General features: G+C 49.0%; 13 protein-coding genes. 7 read left to right on the top strand and 6 right to left on the bottom strand.

The features are described 5' to 3' along the window. Nucleotides 1-161: 161 nt before the first annotated feature. Nucleotides 162-4,190, top strand: coding sequence for a DNA-directed RNA polymerase subunit beta (gene rpoB / locus DI392_RS09920; protein ID WP_109319746.1), 4,029 nt, complete (start codon nucleotides 162-164; stop codon nucleotides 4,188-4,190). A 99-nt stretch (nucleotides 4,191-4,289) separates the two neighbouring features. Further along, complete coding sequence (gene rpoC, locus DI392_RS09915) at nucleotides 4,290-8,492, top strand: DNA-directed RNA polymerase subunit beta' (protein WP_109319745.1); 4,203 nt, start codon at nucleotides 4,290-4,292, stop codon at nucleotides 8,490-8,492. Between the two features lie 101 nt (nucleotides 8,493-8,593). Here the strand turns inward: rpoC and rsd are convergent, their stop codons facing one another. Further along, on the bottom strand, nucleotides 8,594-9,082 hold the full coding sequence (gene rsd / locus DI392_RS09910; RefSeq protein ID WP_109319744.1) for a sigma D regulator: 489 nt from the start codon (nucleotides 9,080-9,082) through the stop codon (nucleotides 8,594-8,596). A 187-nt stretch (nucleotides 9,083-9,269) separates the two neighbouring features. On the opposite strand from rsd, the gene nudC reads away from it, so the two are divergent. Together nudC and hemE are read left to right on the top strand one after the other, a co-directional pair. Beyond that, nucleotides 9,270-10,061, top strand: a complete 792-nt coding sequence (nudC, locus tag DI392_RS09905) for an NAD(+) diphosphatase (protein WP_109319743.1) — start codon at nucleotides 9,270-9,272, stop codon at nucleotides 10,059-10,061. A gap of 250 nt (nucleotides 10,062-10,311) precedes the next feature. Further along, nucleotides 10,312-11,376 (top strand): uroporphyrinogen decarboxylase, encoded by a 1,065-nt coding sequence (gene hemE / locus DI392_RS09900; RefSeq protein WP_109319742.1) that lies wholly within the window; start codon nucleotides 10,312-10,314, stop codon nucleotides 11,374-11,376. 273 nt (nucleotides 11,377-11,649) lie between these two features. Here the strand turns inward: hemE and DI392_RS09895 are convergent, their stop codons facing one another. After that, complete coding sequence (locus tag DI392_RS09895; RefSeq protein WP_109319741.1) at nucleotides 11,650-12,234, bottom strand: uracil-DNA glycosylase family protein; 585 nt, start codon at nucleotides 12,232-12,234, stop codon at nucleotides 11,650-11,652. Then, nucleotides 12,234-13,160: a D-2-hydroxyacid dehydrogenase gene (locus DI392_RS09890; RefSeq protein ID WP_109319740.1), complete on the bottom strand. Its 927-nt coding sequence runs from the start codon at nucleotides 13,158-13,160 to the stop codon at nucleotides 12,234-12,236. The genes DI392_RS09895 and DI392_RS09890 overlap by 1 nt, the downstream gene beginning before the upstream one ends. Nucleotides 13,161-13,234: 74 nt before the next feature. On the opposite strand from DI392_RS09890, the gene DI392_RS09885 reads away from it, so the two are divergent. Beyond that, nucleotides 13,235-13,822: a YjaG family protein gene (locus DI392_RS09885; protein WP_109319739.1), complete on the top strand. Its 588-nt coding sequence runs from the start codon at nucleotides 13,235-13,237 to the stop codon at nucleotides 13,820-13,822. A 178-nt stretch (nucleotides 13,823-14,000) separates the two neighbouring features. On the opposite strand, the gene DI392_RS09880 is transcribed toward DI392_RS09885, so the two are convergent. After that, entirely contained in the window at nucleotides 14,001-15,056 is a 1,056-nt protein-coding gene (locus DI392_RS09880) for a CNNM domain-containing protein (protein WP_109319738.1), read from the bottom strand. A gap of 266 nt (nucleotides 15,057-15,322) precedes the next feature. Here DI392_RS09880 and hupA point away from each other — a divergent pair, with 266 nt between their 5' ends. Both hupA and DI392_RS09870 read left to right on the top strand, forming a co-directional pair. Beyond that, the gene (gene hupA / locus DI392_RS09875) at nucleotides 15,323-15,595 is read left to right on the top strand and encodes a nucleoid-associated protein HU-alpha (protein WP_100801086.1); all 273 of its coding nucleotides are present in this window, start codon (nucleotides 15,323-15,325) and stop codon (nucleotides 15,593-15,595) included. 47 nt (nucleotides 15,596-15,642) lie between these two features. Further along, nucleotides 15,643-16,335 (top strand): DUF1481 domain-containing protein, encoded by a 693-nt coding sequence (locus tag DI392_RS09870; RefSeq protein WP_109319772.1) that lies wholly within the window; start codon nucleotides 15,643-15,645, stop codon nucleotides 16,333-16,335. A gap of 77 nt (nucleotides 16,336-16,412) precedes the next feature. On the opposite strand, the gene purD is transcribed toward DI392_RS09870, so the two are convergent. Both purD and purH read right to left on the bottom strand, forming a co-directional pair. Further along, nucleotides 16,413-17,702 (bottom strand): phosphoribosylamine--glycine ligase, encoded by a 1,290-nt coding sequence (gene purD / locus DI392_RS09865; protein WP_109319737.1) that lies wholly within the window; start codon nucleotides 17,700-17,702, stop codon nucleotides 16,413-16,415. A 129-nt stretch (nucleotides 17,703-17,831) separates the two neighbouring features. Then, a complete protein-coding gene (gene purH / locus DI392_RS09860) occupies nucleotides 17,832-19,424 on the bottom strand; it encodes a bifunctional phosphoribosylaminoimidazolecarboxamide formyltransferase/IMP cyclohydrolase (RefSeq protein ID WP_109319736.1) in 1,593 nt (530 codons plus the stop codon). Between the last annotated feature and the right edge of the window lie 75 nt (nucleotides 19,425-19,499).

The following is a 19,499-nucleotide window of genomic DNA, read 5'->3' as shown; positions in this document are numbered from 1 at the left end:
CCCGCTGTTTAAGCACCGGTGTTCAAGCAAAAAAACATCATATTGTGTGAATATAACCACCTTAGTTCATAAGTATGATGCCGATAGTAAACAGCTGTTAGTCACTACCCTGTGATGAATGCGGGTAGTTTGGGTCACTTATCAGCGAGCTGAGGAACCCCATGGTTTACTCCTATACCGAGAAAAAGCGCATCCGTAAGGATTTTGGTACTCGTCCACAGGTTTTGGATATTCCATACCTGCTATCGATCCAGCTCGATTCGTTCGACAAATTTATCGAACAGGATCCTGAGGGACAATACGGTCTAGAGGCTGCTTTCCGTTCTGTATTCCCTATTCAGAGCTATAACGGCAATTCCGAGCTGCAATACGTTAGCTATCGTCTTGGTGAGCCAGTTTTTGACGTTAAAGAATGTCAAATCCGCGGTGTTACTTATTCAAAACCACTGCGTGTAAAATTACGCCTGGTTGTTTTTGATAAAGACGCACCGGCAGGTACTGTAAAAGATATTAAAGAACAAGAAGTCTACATGGGTGAAATTCCGCTCATGACAGACAATGGTACCTTTGTTATCAATGGTACTGAGAGGGTTATCGTATCCCAGCTGCACCGAAGCCCAGGCGTGTTCTTCGACAGCGATAAGGGTAAGACTCACTCTTCAGGTAAAGTACTGTATAACGCACGTGTTATTCCTTACCGTGGTTCATGGCTGGACTTTGAGTTCGATCCTAAAGACAACCTGTACGTACGTATTGACCGTCGTCGTAAGCTGCCGGCTTCTATTATTCTTCGGGCACTGAACAAGACAACAGAAGAAATTCTGGATATGTTCTTTGAGAAAGTGAACTTCGAAGTGAAAGATCAGACTCTGATGATGGAGCTGGTCCCAGAGCGTCTACGTGGTGAGACGGCTACTTTTGATATTGAAGCAAATGGTACTGTTTACGTTGAAGCTGGTCGTCGCGTTACGGCGCGTCATATCCGCCAACTTGATAAAGATGGCGTTGAGTTTATTGAAGTACCGGTTGACTATATCGTAGGTAAAGTCGCTTCTAAAGACTATGTTAACGAAGACACTGGCGAAATTATCGTCGCTGCTAACCAGGAACTTAGCCTGGAAGCGTTGGCGAACCTGTCTCAGGCGGGTCACAAGAAGCTGGAAGTGCTGTTCACCAATGATCTGGACCACGGTCCGTTCATGTCAGATACCCTGCGTATCGACAGCACCGTTGATCGCATCTCTGCATTGGTAGAAATCTACCGCATGATGCGTCCTGGCGAGCCACCAACGAAAGAAGCGGCAGAAGCGCTGTTTGAAAGCCTGTTCTTCTCTGAAGAGCGTTATGACCTGTCGACTGTTGGTCGTATGAAGTTCAACAGCTCTATCGGTCGTGAAGACGCTGGTGATCAAGGCATCCTGGACGAAATAGATATCGTTGAGGTAATGAAGAAGCTGATCGCGATTCGTAACGGTAAAGGTGAAGTAGATGATATCGACCACCTGGGTAACCGTCGTATCCGTAGCGTTGGTGAAATGGCTGAGAACCAGTTCCGTGTAGGTCTGGTACGTGTTGAGCGTGCAGTTAAAGAGCGCCTGAGCCTTGGTGATCTTGATAACATCATGCCTCAGGATCTGATCAACGCTAAACCGATCTCTGCTGCCGTAAAAGAATTCTTTGGTTCTTCACAGCTGTCTCAGTTTATGGACCAGAACAACCCGCTGTCAGAAGTTACGCACAAACGTCGTATTTCTGCACTTGGCCCGGGTGGTCTGACTCGTGAACGTGCTGGCTTTGAGGTTCGAGACGTACACGTGACCCACTACGGTCGTCTGTGTCCTATCGAAACGCCTGAAGGTCCGAACATCGGTCTGATCAACTCATTGTCTGCGTTTGCACGCTGCAACGAGTACGGCTTCCTGGAAACGCCATACCGTCGTGTTATCGATGGTGTAGTAACTGATGAAGTAGATTACCTGTCGGCTATCGAAGAAGGTCAGTTTGTTATCGCTCAGGCGAATGCTGCACTGACTGAAGACAGTACATTTGCTGATGACCTGATCACTGCTCGTCAGAAAGGTGAATCTGGTCTGCACCCACGCGAACACGTTAACTATATGGACGTTGCAACTAACCAGGTTGTATCCGTGGCGGCATCGCTTATCCCGTTCCTGGAACACGATGATGCGAACCGTGCATTGATGGGTGCGAACATGCAACGTCAGGCGGTTCCTACTCTGAAAGCAGACAAACCACTGGTTGGTACTGGTATCGAGCGTAACGTAGCGGTTGACTCTGGTGTAACAGCTGTCGCTAAACGTGGTGGTATGGTGCAGTCAGTTGATGCTTCTCGTATCGTAATTAAGGTTAACGAAGATGAGCTGATCCCTGGCGAAGCTGGTATCGACATCTATAACCTGACTAAGTACACCCGTTCTAACCAGAACACCTGTATCAACCAGCGTCCAACTGTGCTGCCTGGTGAACCAGTAGCAAAAGGTGACGTACTGGCTGACGGTCCTTCAACAGACCTTGGTGAGCTGGCGCTTGGTCAGAACATCCGTCTGGCATTCATGCCTTGGAACGGTTACAACTTTGAGGATTCCATCCTTGTTTCTGAGCGTGTTGTTCAGGAAGACCGTTTCACTACTATCCACATTCAAGAGCTGTCTTGTGTGGCGCGTGATACGAAGCTGGGTTCTGAAGAGATCACTGCGGATATCCCGAACGTAGGTGAATCTGCTCTGTCTAAACTGGACGAGTCAGGTATTGTTTACATCGGTGCGGAAGTTAAGGGTGGCGACATCCTGGTTGGTAAAGTAACGCCAAAAGGCGAAACGCAGCTGACTCCGGAAGAGAAACTTCTGCGTGCTATCTTCGGTGAAAAAGCGTCTGACGTTAAAGACACGTCTCTGCGTGTACCTAACTCTGTGTCAGGTACTATTATCGACGTTCAGGTATTTACCCGTGACGGCGTTGAAAAAGACAAGCGTGCGCTTGAAATCGAACAGATGCAGCTGAAAGAAGCGAAGAAAGACCTGACTGAAGAATTCCAGATTCTGGAAGGCGGTCTTCTTAACCGTGTTAAAGCGGTACTGCTTTCTGGCGGTTACTCTGAAGCACAACTTGACGGCATCGAACGTAAGAAATGGCTGGAACAGACTCTGTCTGACGATGCGCTTCAATCACAGCTTGAGCAGCTTGCCGAGCAGTGGGACGAGCTGAAAGCTGACTTCGATAAGAAGTTCGAGAACAAGCGTCGCAAGATAACTCAGGGCGATGACCTAGCTCCTGGCGTACTGAAAATCGTTAAAGTTTACCTGGCGGTTAAACGTCGTATCCAGCCTGGTGATAAGATGGCCGGTCGTCACGGTAACAAGGGTGTAATCTCTAAGATCAACCCTGTAGAAGACATGCCATACGATGAAACGGGCACTCCGGTTGATATCGTACTGAACCCACTGGGTGTACCGTCTCGTATGAACATCGGTCAGATCCTGGAAGTTCATATGGGTCTTGCAGCGAAAGGTATCGGCGACAAGATCAACAAGATGGTTAAAGAGCAGCAGGAACTGCATAAGTTCCGTGAATTCCTGCAGAAAGTTTACGATCTTGGTGATACTCGTCAGAAAGTGGATATCGCTTCTCTGTCTGATGATGAAGTTCGTACCTTGATCAAGAACCTGCGTGGTGGTCTGCCTATCGCGACTCCGGTATTTGATGGTGCTCCAGAGCCAGCAATCAAAGAGCTGCTGAAACTGGCTGATCTGCCAGAATCCGGTCAGCTGACTCTGTTTGATGGTCGTACCGGTGATGCATTTGAGCGTCCTGTAACCGTTGGTTACATGTACATGCTGAAACTGAACCACCTGGTTGATGACAAGATGCACGCTCGTTCAACGGGTTCATACAGCCTGGTTACTCAGCAACCACTTGGTGGTAAAGCTCAGTTCGGTGGTCAGCGCTTCGGTGAGATGGAAGTATGGGCACTGGAAGCATACGGTGCAGCTTATACTCTGCAAGAGATGCTCACTGTTAAGTCGGATGACGTTAACGGCCGTACTAAGATGTATAAGAACATCGTAGATGGTAACCACTCGATGGATCCAGGTATGCCGGAATCCTTCAACGTACTGTTGAAAGAAATCCGCTCGCTGGGTATCAACATCGAGCTAGAAGACGAAGAGTAATCCCTTTCTTTCTTAATTAAAGAAATTAAAGGCGATTATTTGGTAGAAGGAGCTCACTGTAATCAGTGAGCCCCTTTTAACTCCTTACAGGAGCTGATTGTGAAAGACTTATTAAACTTTCTAAAAGCACAGCATAAGACCGAAGAATTTGATTCAATCAAAATCGGTCTGTCTTCACCGGACATGATCCGTTCATGGTCTTTTGGTGAAGTTAAAAAACCTGAAACTATTAACTACCGTACGTTCAAGCCTGAACGTGACGGTCTGTTCTGTGCGCGTATCTTTGGCCCGGTAAAAGACTACGAATGTCTTTGTGGCAAATATAAGCGTCTGAAACACCGTGGTGTTATTTGTGAGAAGTGTGGCGTTGAAGTAACCCAGACTAAAGTTCGCCGTGATCGTATGGGTCACATCGAGCTGGCTTCTCCGGTAGCTCACATCTGGTTCCTAAAATCACTGCCGTCTCGTATCGGTCTGTTGATGGATATCCCACTGCGTGATATCGAACGCGTACTGTATTTTGAAATGTACGTCGTAACCGAACCAGGCATGACCGATCTGGAAAAAGGTCAGATGCTGACCGAAGAAGAGTATCTGGATCGCCTGGAAGAGTGGGGTGATGAGTTCACTGCGAAGATGGGTGCAGAAGCGATCAAAGATCTGCTGTCCACTATGGATATGCACGCCGAAGCTGAACTGATGCGCGAAGAGCTTGAGTCTACCAACTCAGAAACTAAGCGTAAGAAAATCACTAAGCGTCTGAAGCTGGTTGAAGCTTTCATTCAGTCTGGTAACAACCCAGAGTGGATGATTCTGACCGTTCTTCCGGTACTGCCGCCGGATCTGCGTCCTCTGGTACCTCTGGATGGCGGTCGCTTTGCGACTTCAGATCTGAACGATCTATACCGTCGTGTGATCAACCGTAACAACCGTTTGAAGCGTCTGCTAGAGCTTGCTGCTCCGGACATCATCGTACGTAACGAAAAACGTATGCTGCAAGAGTCTGTTGATGCGCTGCTGGATAACGGTCGTCGTGGTCGTGCGATCACAGGTTCGAACAAGCGTCCTCTGAAATCTCTTGCTGATATGATCAAGGGTAAACAAGGTCGTTTCCGTCAGAACCTGCTGGGTAAACGTGTAGACTACTCTGGCCGTTCTGTAATCACAGTAGGTCCATACCTTCGTCTGCACCAGTGTGGTCTTCCTAAGAAGATGGCACTTGAGCTATTCAAACCATTCATCTACAGCAAGCTAGAGACTCGTGGTCTGGCGACTACAATCAAAGCTGCTAAGAAAATGGTAGAACGCGAAGAAGCGGTTGTTTGGGATATCCTGGACGAAGTTATCCGCGAACACCCAGTACTGTTGAACCGTGCACCAACACTGCACCGTCTGGGTATCCAGGCGTTCGAACCAGTACTGATCGAAGGTAAAGCGATTCAGCTACACCCACTTGTGTGTGCGGCGTACAACGCCGACTTCGATGGTGACCAGATGGCGGTACACGTACCACTGACTCTGGAAGCTCAGCTGGAAGCTCGTACTCTGATGATGTCGACAAACAACATTCTGTCGCCAGCATCAGGTGACCCTATCATCGTACCTTCTCAGGACGTGGTATTGGGTCTGTACTACATGACTCGTGACAAGATCAACGTGAAAGGTGAAGGTATGTACCTGGCCGGCCCTGAAGAGGCTGAGAAGGCGTACCGTACTAAGATGGCTGAGCTGCATGCTCGCGTTAAAGTACGTATCACTGAAACGGTTGTTGACGAAGACGGTAACAGCACTACAGAAACCAAGATGGTTGATACGACGGTTGGTCGTGCAATGCTGTGGCAAATCGTTCCTTCAGGTCTGCCATTCAGCCTGGTAAACCAGAAGCTGGGTAAGAAGCAGATTTCTAACCTGCTGAACGAGGCTTACCGTAAGCTGGGTCTGAAAGACACCGTTATCTTCGCTGACCAGATCATGTATACCGGTTTTGCGTATGCGGCACTGTCTGGTGTGTCTGTTGGTATCAACGATATGGTTGTACCTGCGGCGAAATACACTGAGATTGCAGAGGCGGAAGAAGAAGTACGCGAAATCCAGGAACAGTTCCAGTCTGGTCTGGTAACGGCTGGTGAGCGTTACAACAAAGTTATCGATATCTGGGCGTCTACTAACGATCGTGTTGCGAAAGCGATGATGGATAACCTGTCTTCTGAAACCGTTATTAACCGTGACGGTGAAGAAGAAGAGCAAGAATCGTTCAACAGCATCTACATGATGGCCGACTCCGGTGCTCGTGGTTCTGCAGCGCAGATTCGTCAGCTTGCCGGTATGCGTGGTCTGATGGCTCGTCCGGATGGTTCAATCATCGAGACGCCGATCACCGCGAACTTTAAAGAAGGTCTGAACGTACTTCAGTACTTTATCTCAACCCACGGTGCTCGTAAGGGTCTGGCGGATACCGCACTTAAGACAGCGAACTCCGGTTACCTGACTCGTCGTCTGGTAGACGTTGCTCAGGACGTGGTTGTAACTGAACACGACTGTGGTACGCATGAAGGTGTCGATATGATGCCTCATATCGAAGGTGGTGACGTTAAAGTCGCACTGACCGAGCTTGCTCTGGGTCGTGTGGTTGCTGAAGACGTACTGAAACCTGGTACTGAAGATGTACTGATCCCACGTAATACTCTGATTGATGAGAAGTGGTGTCAGATCATGGAAGAAAATTCCGTGGACAGCATGAAAGTACGTTCTGTGGTTACCTGTGATTCTGACTTCGGTTGTTGTGCTCAGTGTTACGGTCGTGACCTGGCTCGTGGTCACCTGGTTAACCAGGGTGAATCTGTGGGTGTTATCGCGGCACAGTCAATCGGTGAACCTGGTACACAGCTGACCATGCGTACGTTCCACATCGGTGGTGCGGCATCGACAGCAGCAGCAGAAAACAGCATCCAGGCGAAGAACACGGGTTCTGTTAAACTGCACAATGCTAAGTTCGTAACCAATAAAGAAGGCAAGCTAATCATCACTTCTCGTGCCTCTGAACTGACCATCATTGATGAGTTTGGTCGTACGAAAGAGAAACACAAACTGCCTTACGGTTCGATGCTGAGCAAAGGCCACGACGATACCGTTGAAGCTGGCGAAACCATCGCGAACTGGGAAGCGCACACCATGCCAATCATCACTGAAGTGGCAGGTCGCATCCAACTGGTTGATATGATCGACGGCGTAACGGTTTCTCGTCAGACTGATGAACTGACCGGTCTGTCTTCAAGCGAAGTAACTGAACCAGCTGCTCGCCCTGCTGCAGGTAAGGACATGCGTCCTGCTGTTAAGCTGGTGGATGAGCAAGGCAATGATGTAATGATCCCTGGTACAGATATGCCAGCGCTTTACTTCCTGCCAGGTAAAGCTATCGTGAATATCGAAGACGGTGCTGAGATGGATGTGGGTGATACGCTTGCACGTATTCCGCAGAAATCTGGCGGTAACAAAGATATCACCGGTGGTCTGCCTCGCGTAGCTGACCTGTTCGAAGCACGTAAGCCTAAAGAGCCTGCGATCCTTGCTGAACACACAGGTACAGTATCCTTCGGTAAAGAAACCAAAGGTAAGCGTCGTCTGATCATCACTCGTGACAGCGGTGACAACTACGAAGAGATGATTCCTAAGCATCGTCAGCTGAACGTGTTCGAAGGTGAACGTGTTGAGCGTGGTGACGTAATTGCTGATGGTCCAGAGACTCCACATGATATCCTGCGTCTGCGTGGTATCCATGCGGTAACTCAGTACATCGCTAACGAAGTTCAGGAAGTATACCGTCTGCAAGGCGTTAAGATTAACGATAAGCACATTGAAACTATCGTTCGTCAGATGCTGCGTAAGTGTACTATTACATTCGCTGGTGATTCTGAATTCCTGCCGGGTGAACAGGTTGAGTACTCTCAGGTTAAGATTGCTAACCGTGCTCTGGAAGCTGAAGGCAAAGAGCCTGCACGTTTCGAACGTGAGCTTCTGGGTATCACCAAAGCGTCTCTGGCGACTGAGTCCTTCATCTCTGCGGCATCGTTCCAGGAAACAACTCGCGTTCTGACGGAAGCGGCAGTTTCCGGTAAGAAAGATGACCTGCGTGGTCTGAAAGAGAACGTAATCGTTGGCCGTCTGATCCCTGCAGGTACTGGTTTTGCGTACCATCAGGAGCGTCAGAAGCAGCGTGAAGAGCAAACGGGTCCATCTGCTGAACAAGCAACGGATAACCTTGCAGCTCTGCTGAATGCTGGTTTCTCTTCTACTGAAGAGTAATCGCTGACCATTAAGAAAAAAAGGCACCGAAAGGTGCCTTTTTTGCATCTGCATACATAATAGCTTAGCCAACGGGTTAACCCCGTTTGTTGACTAAGGAATCACGCGCCTGGCGGTACAGCCAAACTATCAGCGATAAGCTGGATCAATTGATCTTCTACTGCAAAGCGGGTCTCCAGAATCTCCCCGATAAGCGACAGCTCGCTGTCAAAGGCATCCAATGTATCTTCGGCATCAACATCAGCATATTTGTCGGTGAAATTCAGTAATGGATCTGTGGTCAGCACAATATGCCCGTAGGTGGCATTGATTTCATCTGTTGGTGAAAATCCGGTTGATTTCCAGCGGTCCATGACCATTTCATAGATCTTAAAGTGGCCTTCGGAGATATAATCGACCAGATGCTCGCAGAATGCCTGCAGGTCCATTGGGGTAGGGAGTTTATTTACCGATTTTTTATGCGGCTGCAGAGAGGCAAGTTTACAGTACTCTACGATCAAAACCTGTCTGTCCTCCAGCCAGTGATCAATCACTTCACTCGAACCGCCCCATTGCTCTTGCGTTTTTTTTAGTCTATTCAACATGACCATGTCCTCATGATCAGATCACTAACAAATTAGCAATCGTTTCTCGTTCCTCTGAAATCAGAGATCCATAACAGAAAAGTTTCTCATAGTGTTCCAGTTCTAAGGCTTTATTATTTAAAGCATCTATTGCTACTGGATTGAAAACAGATTGCCAGTAAAATGAGGTAACTTCAAGTGACGGGATCAAAGGATGTTAAACAATAGTTACAATAATGAGAACTCTATCGCTTACTGGTGTGTCGTTAACGGCAGTGATCTATGGTGTGACAATGGGGAGCTCCCTCTGGGAACTGCACAGGAACTGGGGTTACCGGAGGAAAAGGCGGTATGCATAGGGCGTTATGACGACAGGCCGGTTATGTGGCTGAATGACAGCCATGTTGATCGTGAGTTATCCATGTTGTCACTACGTGACCTGTTGGGTTACCCGGAAGCGCTGTTTTTGCTCTGCAGTCGCGCGGTGCAGTTTGGTCATATGACTCAGACTCAGCGTTTCTGCGGTCAGTGTGGAGGGCGCAATCACTTTAATCACAGCCAGCTGGCGATGCAGTGTACGGAGTGCCGAACCATGCATTATCCGCGAATCTTTCCTTGTGTTATCGTCGCTGTCCGTAAGGGCGATAAAATACTGCTCGCACAACACCCGAGACATCGTGGTGGTATGTATACAGTGATTGCCGGTTTTGTCGAAGCGGGTGAAACACTGGAACAGTGTGTTGCCCGGGAAGTGAAAGAAGAGACCGGAATTGATACTGATAACATTCGTTATTTCGGCAGTCAGCCGTGGGCCTTTCCTTCCAGTATGATGATGGCATTTCTGGCAGATTATAAGTCAGGCGAGGTGAAACCTGATTACACAGAGCTCACGGATGCCGGGTGGTATGGTCCTGACGAGATACCGCTGGTGGCACCGGAAGGGACGATTGCCAGAGCCCTGATTGAGCAAACGCTGGACGATATCCGTAATGAGAGCAAACGGTAGACAAAAAAAACCCTCCGGCTACGGAGGGGGTAAGTAAGATGTCGTTATGAGATGTTGGGTAATGGCTACCCATTGTTATTGTTTTCGCTAGCGAAAGTGTTTGTAACATGCTCAATATTAAGACGCAATCTATCCCTTAATTTAAAGAGTTAGAACATGATCTGGCTTGCAAAGCGTACAGATTAACCAGTAGAAAGGATGTTATACTGCCAGCATTAAAATTAAAGAAAGTAAAATCAGGAAACTATAAATGGCAGAATTAAAAAATGACAACTATCTGCGTGCTTTGCTCAAGCAATCGGTTGATTACACTCCAGTATGGATGATGCGCCAGGCCGGGCGTTACCTTCCTGAGTACCGGGAAACCCGCAACCAAGCTGGTGACTTTATGACGCTGTGCCGGAATGCTGATTTGGCCTCTGAAGTGACACTTCAGCCTTTGCGCCGCTTCCCTCTGGACGCTGCAATTCTGTTTTCAGATATCTTAACCATTCCGGATGCGATGGGACTGGGGCTGTATTTTGTCGCTGGCGAAGGTCCTAAGTTTGAGCGTCCTGTCACCTGTAAAGCGGATGTCGACAAAATCGGTGTGCCGGATCCGGAAGGTGAACTGCAGTATGTGATGAATGCTGTCCGTCAGATCCGTAAAGATCTTCAGGGCGAAGTGCCTTTGATCGGTTTTTCCGGCAGTCCATGGACATTGGCGACCTATATGGTGGAAGGCGGCAGCTCAAAAGCCTTTACCAAGATCAAAAAAATGATGTACGCGGAGCCGCAAACCTTACATCTGCTGCTGGATAAACTGGCGGATAGCGTGATTGCCTACCTGAATGGTCAGATAAAAGCCGGAGCCCAGTCGGTGATGCTGTTTGATACCTGGGGTGGGGTTCTGACACCACGGGACTATAACGACTTCTCTTTGCAGTATATGCACAAAATCGTGGATGGACTGATCCGTGAGAACGAAGGCCGCCGGGTACCGGTAACCCTGTTCACTAAAAACGGCGGAATGTGGCTGGAGCAGATTGCCTCGACAGGCTGTGATGGTGTGGGTCTGGACTGGACCATCGATATTGCCGACGCTAAGCGTCGTATCGGTGATAAGGTTGCACTACAGGGCAATATGGATCCATCCATGCTGTATGCGCAGCCAGAGCGAATTCGGCAGGAAGTGGCCACCATTCTGGAAGGATTCGGTGAAGGTAGCGGCCATGTATTTAATCTGGGTCACGGTATTCACTTAGATGTACCACCGGAGAACGCGGGTGTATTTATCGATGCGGTGCATGAGCTGTCGAAGCCGTATCATCAGTAAAAAGAGTACAGAGCGGTCGCAGGCTCCCTGAGAGAATATAGACATGAGAGACTAGACCGCTCCGCTGCTAGAGGCTATAAAACTGACGCTGTCGTCATTCCCCGCAGGCGGGAATCTAATGAACGTAACCGGTAATGGTTTAGCCGATCCCTGCCTTCGCACTGAGAGAGCCCCATTTATTTGAGTGGCTGGCTTATCCTCTCGTTCCCTCGCTCATGCGTGGGAATGCATACCTGGCTTAAAACTATCTATATTCTATAGCTTTATCGGGCGTTATCCTCTATGAATCCCCAGACATCCATGCACATACTCTCGGATATACGCCACAACCCCTTCCTCAAACCAGGGGTTTTTCTTCAGCCATAAGGTGTTCCGAGGGGAAGGATGGGGGAGAGGGATAAACTCCGGAGCCCACTTTTCCCACTGGTGTACCGTTTCCGTCAGAGTTTTAGGTTTGTCTTTCAGGTAATAGTTCTGGGCATACTGACCGATAAGCAGCGTCATGCCGATATTGGGCAGTTCATCCCACACTTTCTGATGCCACTGTGGCGCACACTCTTTTCTTGGTGGCAGGTCACCGCTTTTACCTTTACCGGGGTAACAGAGCCCCATCGGCATAATCGCTATCTGAGCCGGGTCGTAAAAGGTATCCCTATCCAATTCTAGCCAGTTTCGCAGCCGGTCACCACTGGGATCATTCCATGGCAGTGAGGTTTTATGCACCCGGGTTCCCGGAGCCTGACCGATGATCATCAACCGGGCCGTCGGGCTGGCCTGAATGACCGGGTTGGCCCCCAAAGGCAGCTCTGGTTCGCAGAGCGTACAGGCCCGGATCTCTTGCAGCAATGTATCCAGCATCAGTAGCCCTTATCGAAGTCCACGACATATTGCAGCTGGAAGCCATCATGCCAGCGCAGGTAATTGTCCTTAAATATCTCAAACACCTGTTCCGGGAAACTATACGCAGCAATATGCGGGGTAACCGTGACTTTTGGGTTATGCCAGTACGGGCATTGTTGCGAGATGGGTTCGTTGATGAACACATCCAGAAAAGCATGTTCGACCTTGCCCTGTTCCAGTGCGTCGAGCAGAGCCGGCGTGTCGACCGAGTTGCCTCTGCCAACATTAAAGAACAGGGTATTCTGACAGGCAGCAAAGAACGCCGCATTAAACATACCTTTGGTCTGTGGTGTCGCTGGCAGTGCCGACACCACAATATCGGTTTCAGAAAGGTGGCTTTGCATCTGTTCGGTATGGACCACTTCGTTAAAGGCGCTGTCTTTAGGGGGGATCCCTGTTCTGTTGACGCCAATAGTATGCAGGTTGAAGGCGGAGGCCGTTCGTGCCAGGTAGTTTCCTAATGCACCGGTACCCAGAATTAACAGTTTCTTATCTGCCAGTGTCTGGTAGAAGTGGGGCTTCCAATGCTTATTCTGTTGCTGCTCCCGGTAGGTATTAAAGTGACGGAAGTGCTGGATAAGATAGCCGAGCACATACTCAGCGATCTGCTGGCCGAAAATGCCTTTCACATTGGTGAGCTGATAGTCCTGTCGCAGGCCCGGAGCCATTAGCGGGTCAACCCCCGCATAGGCTGACTGAACCCAGTCCAGGCGCGGGAATTCGTCCAGACATTGTGCTAATACTGGCGGAGCGGCCAGTACGATGTCGGCTTCGGCACTGTTATCCGTCAGTTGCAGATCGGGTAAGGAGGCTTCTTCAAACAGTTGATAATAACGTTCATCAGTCTGAGTCAGTATTTTCAATTTATTCGTAGAATTATTCATATGCTTTCTTTTTTCCCTCCGGAGGATCAAGTAAACTTCCGCTGTCTATTTTATTCCGCAATCTTTGAGTACCTATGTTACAGAATCCGCTGCAAGTTCGCCTGGAGAAATTTGAGCCCTGGCAACAAATCACTTTTATGGCATGCCTGTGTGAGCGCATGTATCCCAATTATGCTCTGTTCTGTCAGAATACCGAATTTGCCGAGCCGAGAATTTACCGGGATATCTTAGACAGTGTCTGGGAGCTACTGACGGTAAAAAATGCGAAGGTGAACTTTGAGCGCCAACTGGAAAAGCTGGAAGAGCTGATCCCAGTGGCCGATGAGTTTGACTTCTATGCCGTTTACCCGGCCATTGATGCCTGTGTCGGTTTGTCGACGTTGCTGCACGGCCTGTTGGACAGAGATGACCTGTTTGACAATATGCTGAAGCTGAGTCAGCAGTCGGTTGATACGGTGGCACAGCTGGAAGAAGAACAGGGTGCAGAGCCGATTACCAATGAAAACCAGAAAGCCAATGAAGCAGTCTGTGCTGAATGGGATGTGCAGTGGGCGATATTCCGCCCGCTTCGGGAAGCTCCGGAACGCGATATTGAGTTGATTAAAGATCTGCGTAATGAATTGCGGGAAGAGGCGGTCAGCAATATCGGCATCAGTCTGTAGAGATTCGATTACAGAGTTCAGAGCGGACGCAAGAATCTGGTTCACTGTTCCGCTTTGGCTTCTTAGATCCCAGCCTTTGCAGGGATGATGAGTATTCTGTGTCCGTCAGCCTTTTGGTCTTCTGAAAGCGAAGCACTCTGTATTCTTTCTGGTCTCTGGTCTCTGGTCTCTGGGGAACTTAATCTTCATCCGTACTCTCAATAACCCCGTGGGTCTGTTTCCACTGCTCCCAGCGTTCGAAAGCCAGTTGCTGCATATCGGTGGTGTTATCCGCTTCATCGACAATCTCTTCACCCAGCAGGTGTTCGAAGATATCTTCCAGAGTGACGATACCCTGAACTGTGCCGTATTCATTGACCACCATGATCAGTTGCTGGCGGTTTTTCATCATATAGTCAAAGGCTTTGGGTAAGCTGATGGTATTCAGGACGACCCGTATCGGGCGCATGACTGCACCGAGTTGTTCCTCTCCCATTTCATTTTGTTGTAGCCTGAACAGCTCCAGCCGGTGCACAAAGCCGATGATATTGTCTTTCTGCTGGCTGTATACCAGGGGGCGGGAAAAAGGGGTGTCTTTATAGGCGGTAAGGAACTCGTTGATACTGATTTCTGCTTCGACCCGGAAGAGCACCGTGCGCGGAGTCATCACGTGCGTCACCGGGACGTTTTCGATACTCAGCAGATTGTTCAGTATCTTAGACTCACCTTCTGCAATTTCTCCCTTTTCCCAGGCCAGAATGGCCATCGCGGACAGTTCATCGCGGATATTTTCCGGCTTAATATTCCGGGCCAGTCGCTTGGTGAGTTGTTCTGACATCCAGACAAAAGGGGTCAGTGCCCATACCATGATCGCCAAAATTCGGGCCGTTGTCGGCGCTAACTGACTCCAGTAAGTGGCCCCAATGGTTTTGGGGACAATTTCAGACAAAAACAGAATACCCAGTGTCAGCAGAGCAGAAAATAGCCCCAGCCATTGACTGCCAAAAATGTTGGCGGCCTGGGCACCGGCACCGGCAGCACCTATCGTATGAGCAATAGTATTTAATGTCAGAATGGAGGCCAGTGGGCGGTCTATATTCGCTTTCAACCGGGACAGGCTGGCTGCTGCCGGATGATTTTCCTGACGGATCCGCGCCAGGTAGCTGGGAGTAATACTGAGAAGAACGGCTTCTAATACCGAACAGAGAAAGGATACCCCGATAGCCAATAAAATATATAGAATGAGAAGTCCCATAAATACGCCTACACCTTGCTGGTTTTTATACAAAAATTACATTCTATGGACGGTTAGATCTTCCTTTTTTGTACTGATTTATCAGCCTTTAACCACCTTTTATCATGATTTTGGTGGATAAATAAGAAGCAAATTGTGAGTTATTGCTCATAATCTATCTAATTCTTCGCGGTTAAAGGAAAACTTCATAGACAAACCTTTGCCATACGGGGTGTTTATGCATTACAGTGGCTTAGGTTTAGATAACAGATGAGAAGGGAAACCTAATGAACAAGACCCAATTAATCGACTTTATCGCTGAGAAGGCGGATCTTTCTAAAGCTCAGGCTAAAGCCGCTCTTGAAGCAACTCTGGATAGTGTGACTGATACATTGAAAGAGGGTGACCAGGTTCAACTAATTGGTTTTGGTACATTCAAAGTAAATCACCGTGCTGCACGTACTGGCCGCAATCCTAAAACCGGTGAAGAGATTCAAATTGCTGCAGCAAATGTTCCTGCATTTGTCGCGGGTAAAGCACTGAAAGATTCAGTCAAGTAATATAAACTATGCCGGGTGTACTTATTACTCTTCGCCCGGCGTATTTTATGAAATTATTCCCCCCTTTCTTCCTTACTTTCCTATTGCTGGGATGCTCTTCCAGCGGTCAGCTAGATAATCCAGAACAGTTTCAGACTATGACTGGTGGCCAGTCTGTCGGAGGCACAACCAGTTTTTACTGGTATACCGCAAAGCTCGATCAACCTTATTCATCCGCCGATTATGTGATGTCGGGCCCTTATGGCTGGTATCAGTCAGACTATCACTGGCAGGATGAGCAACTGCATGAAATGGTGCGGGAAGGGGAGAAGCGGAACCGGGAACAAAAGCTGGTAGAGTTTAAGGTACACCTGCGTTTTAGTCAGTCCGGCGAGGCGGTTTATCAGCAGTATCTGCTGGATGACCGTATTATCCCTCTGACACCGGAAGAAATTCAGTCTTATCAGGCCGAAGCCAGAGCGGTGATTGGAATTGCTGAAGCGCAGAGCAGAAGAGGCCAACATCTGTTTCAGGGGGAATGGGATGGCGAAACCTTTGATACCTGTTCCGGTCAGGAATATACCCAACTCGAGTTTAACCAGATTCTGCCTGACTTTGTACTTAAACGTCTAGCCTCTGTAGACAGCTATATGGCGATGATTGGCGGTATACGAGGCGGTAAATTATCGGTGGCCGATCTGCTGCTGTTAGAAGATGACAGTTTTGACTGTATCGAACGACCGGTATTGATTGAGGAATAACCCCCTTTTTGTACACATAAAAAAGTGCCGGCAGGAGCCGGCACATTACTATTCAACGATGTTGTCACTCTCGGTGATTACTTGGCTTGCTCACGAGCAATCGCACGGTAGCCGATATCGTTACGATGGAACATACCATTCCAGCTAATTTGTTTAGCCAGCTTATAAGCACGCTCCTGCGCTTCTGATACGGTATTCCCTAGTGCAGTTGCGCACAGAACGCGACCACCGCTGGTCACGACATTGCCGTCTTTTTCAGCAGTACCGGCATGGAAGACTTTTTCACCTTCCGTTTCTTCTGTTGGCAGGCCAGAAATTACATCACCTTTTGCATAATCAGCCGGGTAGCCACCTGCAGCCAGAACGATACCGATAGAAGCGCGTGGATCCCACTTCGATTCGCACTGGTCCAGCTTCTCATCGATAGCGGCTAAACATAGCTCAACCAGATCCGATTCCATACGCATCATAATTGGCTGAGTTTCCGGATCTCCGAAACGGCAGTTATATTCGATAACCTTTGGTGTGCCGTCAGCATCGATCATCAGGCCAGCATACAGGAAGCCTGTATATGGGTGACCTTCAGATTCCATACCACGAACCGTTGGATAGATCACTTCGTCCATAATGCGCTTATGGATGTCTGCAGTCACGACTGGAGCCGGAGAGTACGCACCCATACCGCCGGTATTCGGGCCGGTATCTTTGTCACCGACACGTTTGTGGTCCTGGCTGGTGGCCATAGGCAGAACGTTTTCACCGTCAACCATGACGATAAAGCTGGCTTCTTCGCCCTGAAGGAATTCTTCGATAACCACTCGGCTGCCTGCTTCACCAAAGGCATTGCCTGCCAGCATGTCTTTGATAGCGTCTTCCGCTTCTTCCAGAGTCATCGCTACGATAACCCCTTTACCTGCGGCAAGGCCGTCAGCTTTAACGACGATTGGTGCACCCTGCTGGCGAACGTATTCCAGCGCAGGTTCAATCTCAGTAAAGTTGGCATAAGCCGCTGTCGGGATATTGTGGCGAGCCAGAAAATCTTTGGTAAACGCTTTTGAACCTTCCAGTTGTGCTGCGGCTTTGCTTGGGCCGAAAATCGGCAGGCCAGCTTCACGGAACGCATCAACTACGCCGATAACCAGCGGAGCTTCAGGGCCGACAATAGTCAGCTCGATTTGCTTTTCTTTGGCAAAAGCGACCAGTGCGTCGATATCTTCAACACCGATAGCCACGTTTTCCAGCTTAGGTTCCAGAGCGGTACCCGCATTGCCCGGCGCGACATAAACGGTTTCTACACTCGGGTTTTGTGCGACTTTCCAGCCCAGCGCGTGTTCACGACCGCCAGCACCGATAATAAGAACATTCATTTTTAAATCCTTATTTCTTTTCAGAGACTATACGCTTCGCTAACTAGAGACTAGAAACTATTGATGCTCAATGAGCTGGTTTTATAGTTTCTAGGAGCGAAGCGGTCTAGTTTCTTAAGTATTCTTTAATTAATGACGGAAGTGACGCATACCCGTGAAGATCATCGCCATGCCGTGTTCATCGGCTGCATCGATAACTTCCTGGTCACGCATTGAGCCGCCTGGCTGGATAACACACTTGATGCCAGCTTCAGCAGCCGCGTCGATACCATCGCGGAATGGGAAGAAGGCGTCAGATGCCATAACGCTGCCTGCTACTTCCAGGTTTTCGTCAGCGGCTTTAATACCAGCGATTTTCGCTGAGTAAACGCGGCTCATCTGGCCTGCGCCCACACCGATAGTCATATCACCTTTGGCGTATACGATAGCGTTAGACTTCACGAACTTAGCGACTTTCCAGCAGAACAGGGCATCTTTCAGCTCTTCTTCTGTTGGCTGACGCTTGGTGACCACTTTCAGGTCATCCAGAGTTACCATACCTTGGTCGCGATCCTGAACCAGCAGACCACCGTTGACACGTTTCATGTCAAAGCCAGTGGTTTTCGTTGCCCATTCGCCACACTCCAGCAGGCGAACGTTCTTCTTCGCGGCAACTACTTCAACAGCTTCAGCAGAAACCGCTGGTGCAATAATCACTTCAACAAACTGACGGTCAACAATTGCTTGTGCAGTTGCTGCATCCAGTTCACGGTTGAAAGCGATAATGCCGCCGAATGCAGACGTTGGGTCAGTCTGGTAAGCGCGGTTATACGCCTCAAGGATATCGCTACCCAGTGCAACACCACATGGGTTGGCATGCTTAACGATAACGCAGGCTGGTTCGTCGAACTCTTTTACACACTCAAGTGCAGCATCGGTATCAGCAATGTTGTTGTAAGAAAGGGCTTTACCCTGGATTTGACGCGCTGTGGATACAGAAGCTTCTTCCGGGTTGCTTTCAACATAGAAAGCCGCTGCCTGGTGACTGTTTTCACCGTAGCGCATGTCCTGCTTCTTCTCGAACTGCTGGTTGAACGTGCGAGGGAACTTCGACTCTTCATCACCTTCTTTATTTTCACCGTACGATGGGACCATCTTACCGAAGTAGTTTGCGATCATGCCGTCATAAGCTGCAGTGTGTTCGAATGCTGCAATAGCCAGGTCAAAACGAGTTTCCAGCGTCAGAGACTTGTCGTTAGCGTCCATTTCAGCGATAACACGGTCGTAATCAGATGCATTAACCACGATAGTCACGTCTTTGTGGTTTTTCGCTGCAGAACGAACCATTGTCGGGCCACCGATATCGATGTTTTCAACCGCGTCTTCCAGAGAGCAGTCTGCTTTTGCAACGGTTGCTGCGAATGGGTACAGGTTAACCACAACCATGTCGATTGGGTTGATGCCGTGTTTGTCCATTACGTCATCATCCTGACCGCGACGGCCCAGAACACCACCGTGAACCTTAGGATGCAGAGTTTTAACGCGACCATCCATCATTTCAGGGAATCCGGTGTAGTCGGAGACTTCTGTTACTGAAATGCCGTTTTCGGCCAGCAGGCGAGCGGTACCGCCAGTGGACAGAATATCAACCCCATGGGCAGACAGAGCTTGGGCAAACTCAACGATTCCGGTTTTGTCTGATACGCTGATTAGAGCGCGGCGAATTGGGCGAGCGTTAGTCATGCTTCCATTTTCCTCAAATTCACAGAGAGTTAGTAGTTACACCGACTGGCAGAATACCTTTTCGCCTGCCGGTGG

It is taken from the genome of Vibrio albus (assembly GCF_003144035.1).
In the GTDB taxonomy this organism is placed as follows: Bacteria; Pseudomonadota; Gammaproteobacteria; order Enterobacterales; family Vibrionaceae; genus Vibrio; species Vibrio albus.
This window is presented reverse-complemented; position numbering and strand designations above follow the sequence as displayed.

What these genes read in the sequence shown, in the direction of transcription:
- nudC (WP_109319743.1), top strand. Translation starts at nt 9,270, where the DNA reads ATGTTAAACAATAGTTACAATAATGAGAACTCTATCGCTTACTGGTGT.
- hupA (WP_100801086.1), top strand. Translation starts at nt 15,323, where the DNA reads ATGAACAAGACCCAATTAATCGACTTTATCGCTGAGAAGGCGGATCTT.
- DI392_RS09890 (WP_109319740.1), bottom strand. Translation starts at nt 13,160, where the DNA reads ATGAATAATTCTACGAATAAATTGAAAATACTGACTCAGACTGATGAA.
- DI392_RS09870 (WP_109319772.1), top strand. Translation starts at nt 15,643, where the DNA reads ATGAAATTATTCCCCCCTTTCTTCCTTACTTTCCTATTGCTGGGATGC.
- DI392_RS09885 (WP_109319739.1), top strand. Translation starts at nt 13,235, where the DNA reads ATGTTACAGAATCCGCTGCAAGTTCGCCTGGAGAAATTTGAGCCCTGG.
- purD (WP_109319737.1), bottom strand. Translation starts at nt 17,702, where the DNA reads ATGAATGTTCTTATTATCGGTGCTGGCGGTCGTGAACACGCGCTGGGC.
- rpoB (WP_109319746.1), top strand. Translation starts at nt 162, where the DNA reads ATGGTTTACTCCTATACCGAGAAAAAGCGCATCCGTAAGGATTTTGGT.
- purH (WP_109319736.1), bottom strand. Translation starts at nt 19,424, where the DNA reads ATGACTAACGCTCGCCCAATTCGCCGCGCTCTAATCAGCGTATCAGAC.
- DI392_RS09880 (WP_109319738.1), bottom strand. Translation starts at nt 15,056, where the DNA reads ATGGGACTTCTCATTCTATATATTTTATTGGCTATCGGGGTATCCTTT.
- rsd (WP_109319744.1), bottom strand. Translation starts at nt 9,082, where the DNA reads ATGGTCATGTTGAATAGACTAAAAAAAACGCAAGAGCAATGGGGCGGT.
- hemE (WP_109319742.1), top strand. Translation starts at nt 10,312, where the DNA reads ATGGCAGAATTAAAAAATGACAACTATCTGCGTGCTTTGCTCAAGCAA.
- DI392_RS09895 (WP_109319741.1), bottom strand. Translation starts at nt 12,234, where the DNA reads ATGCTGGATACATTGCTGCAAGAGATCCGGGCCTGTACGCTCTGCGAA.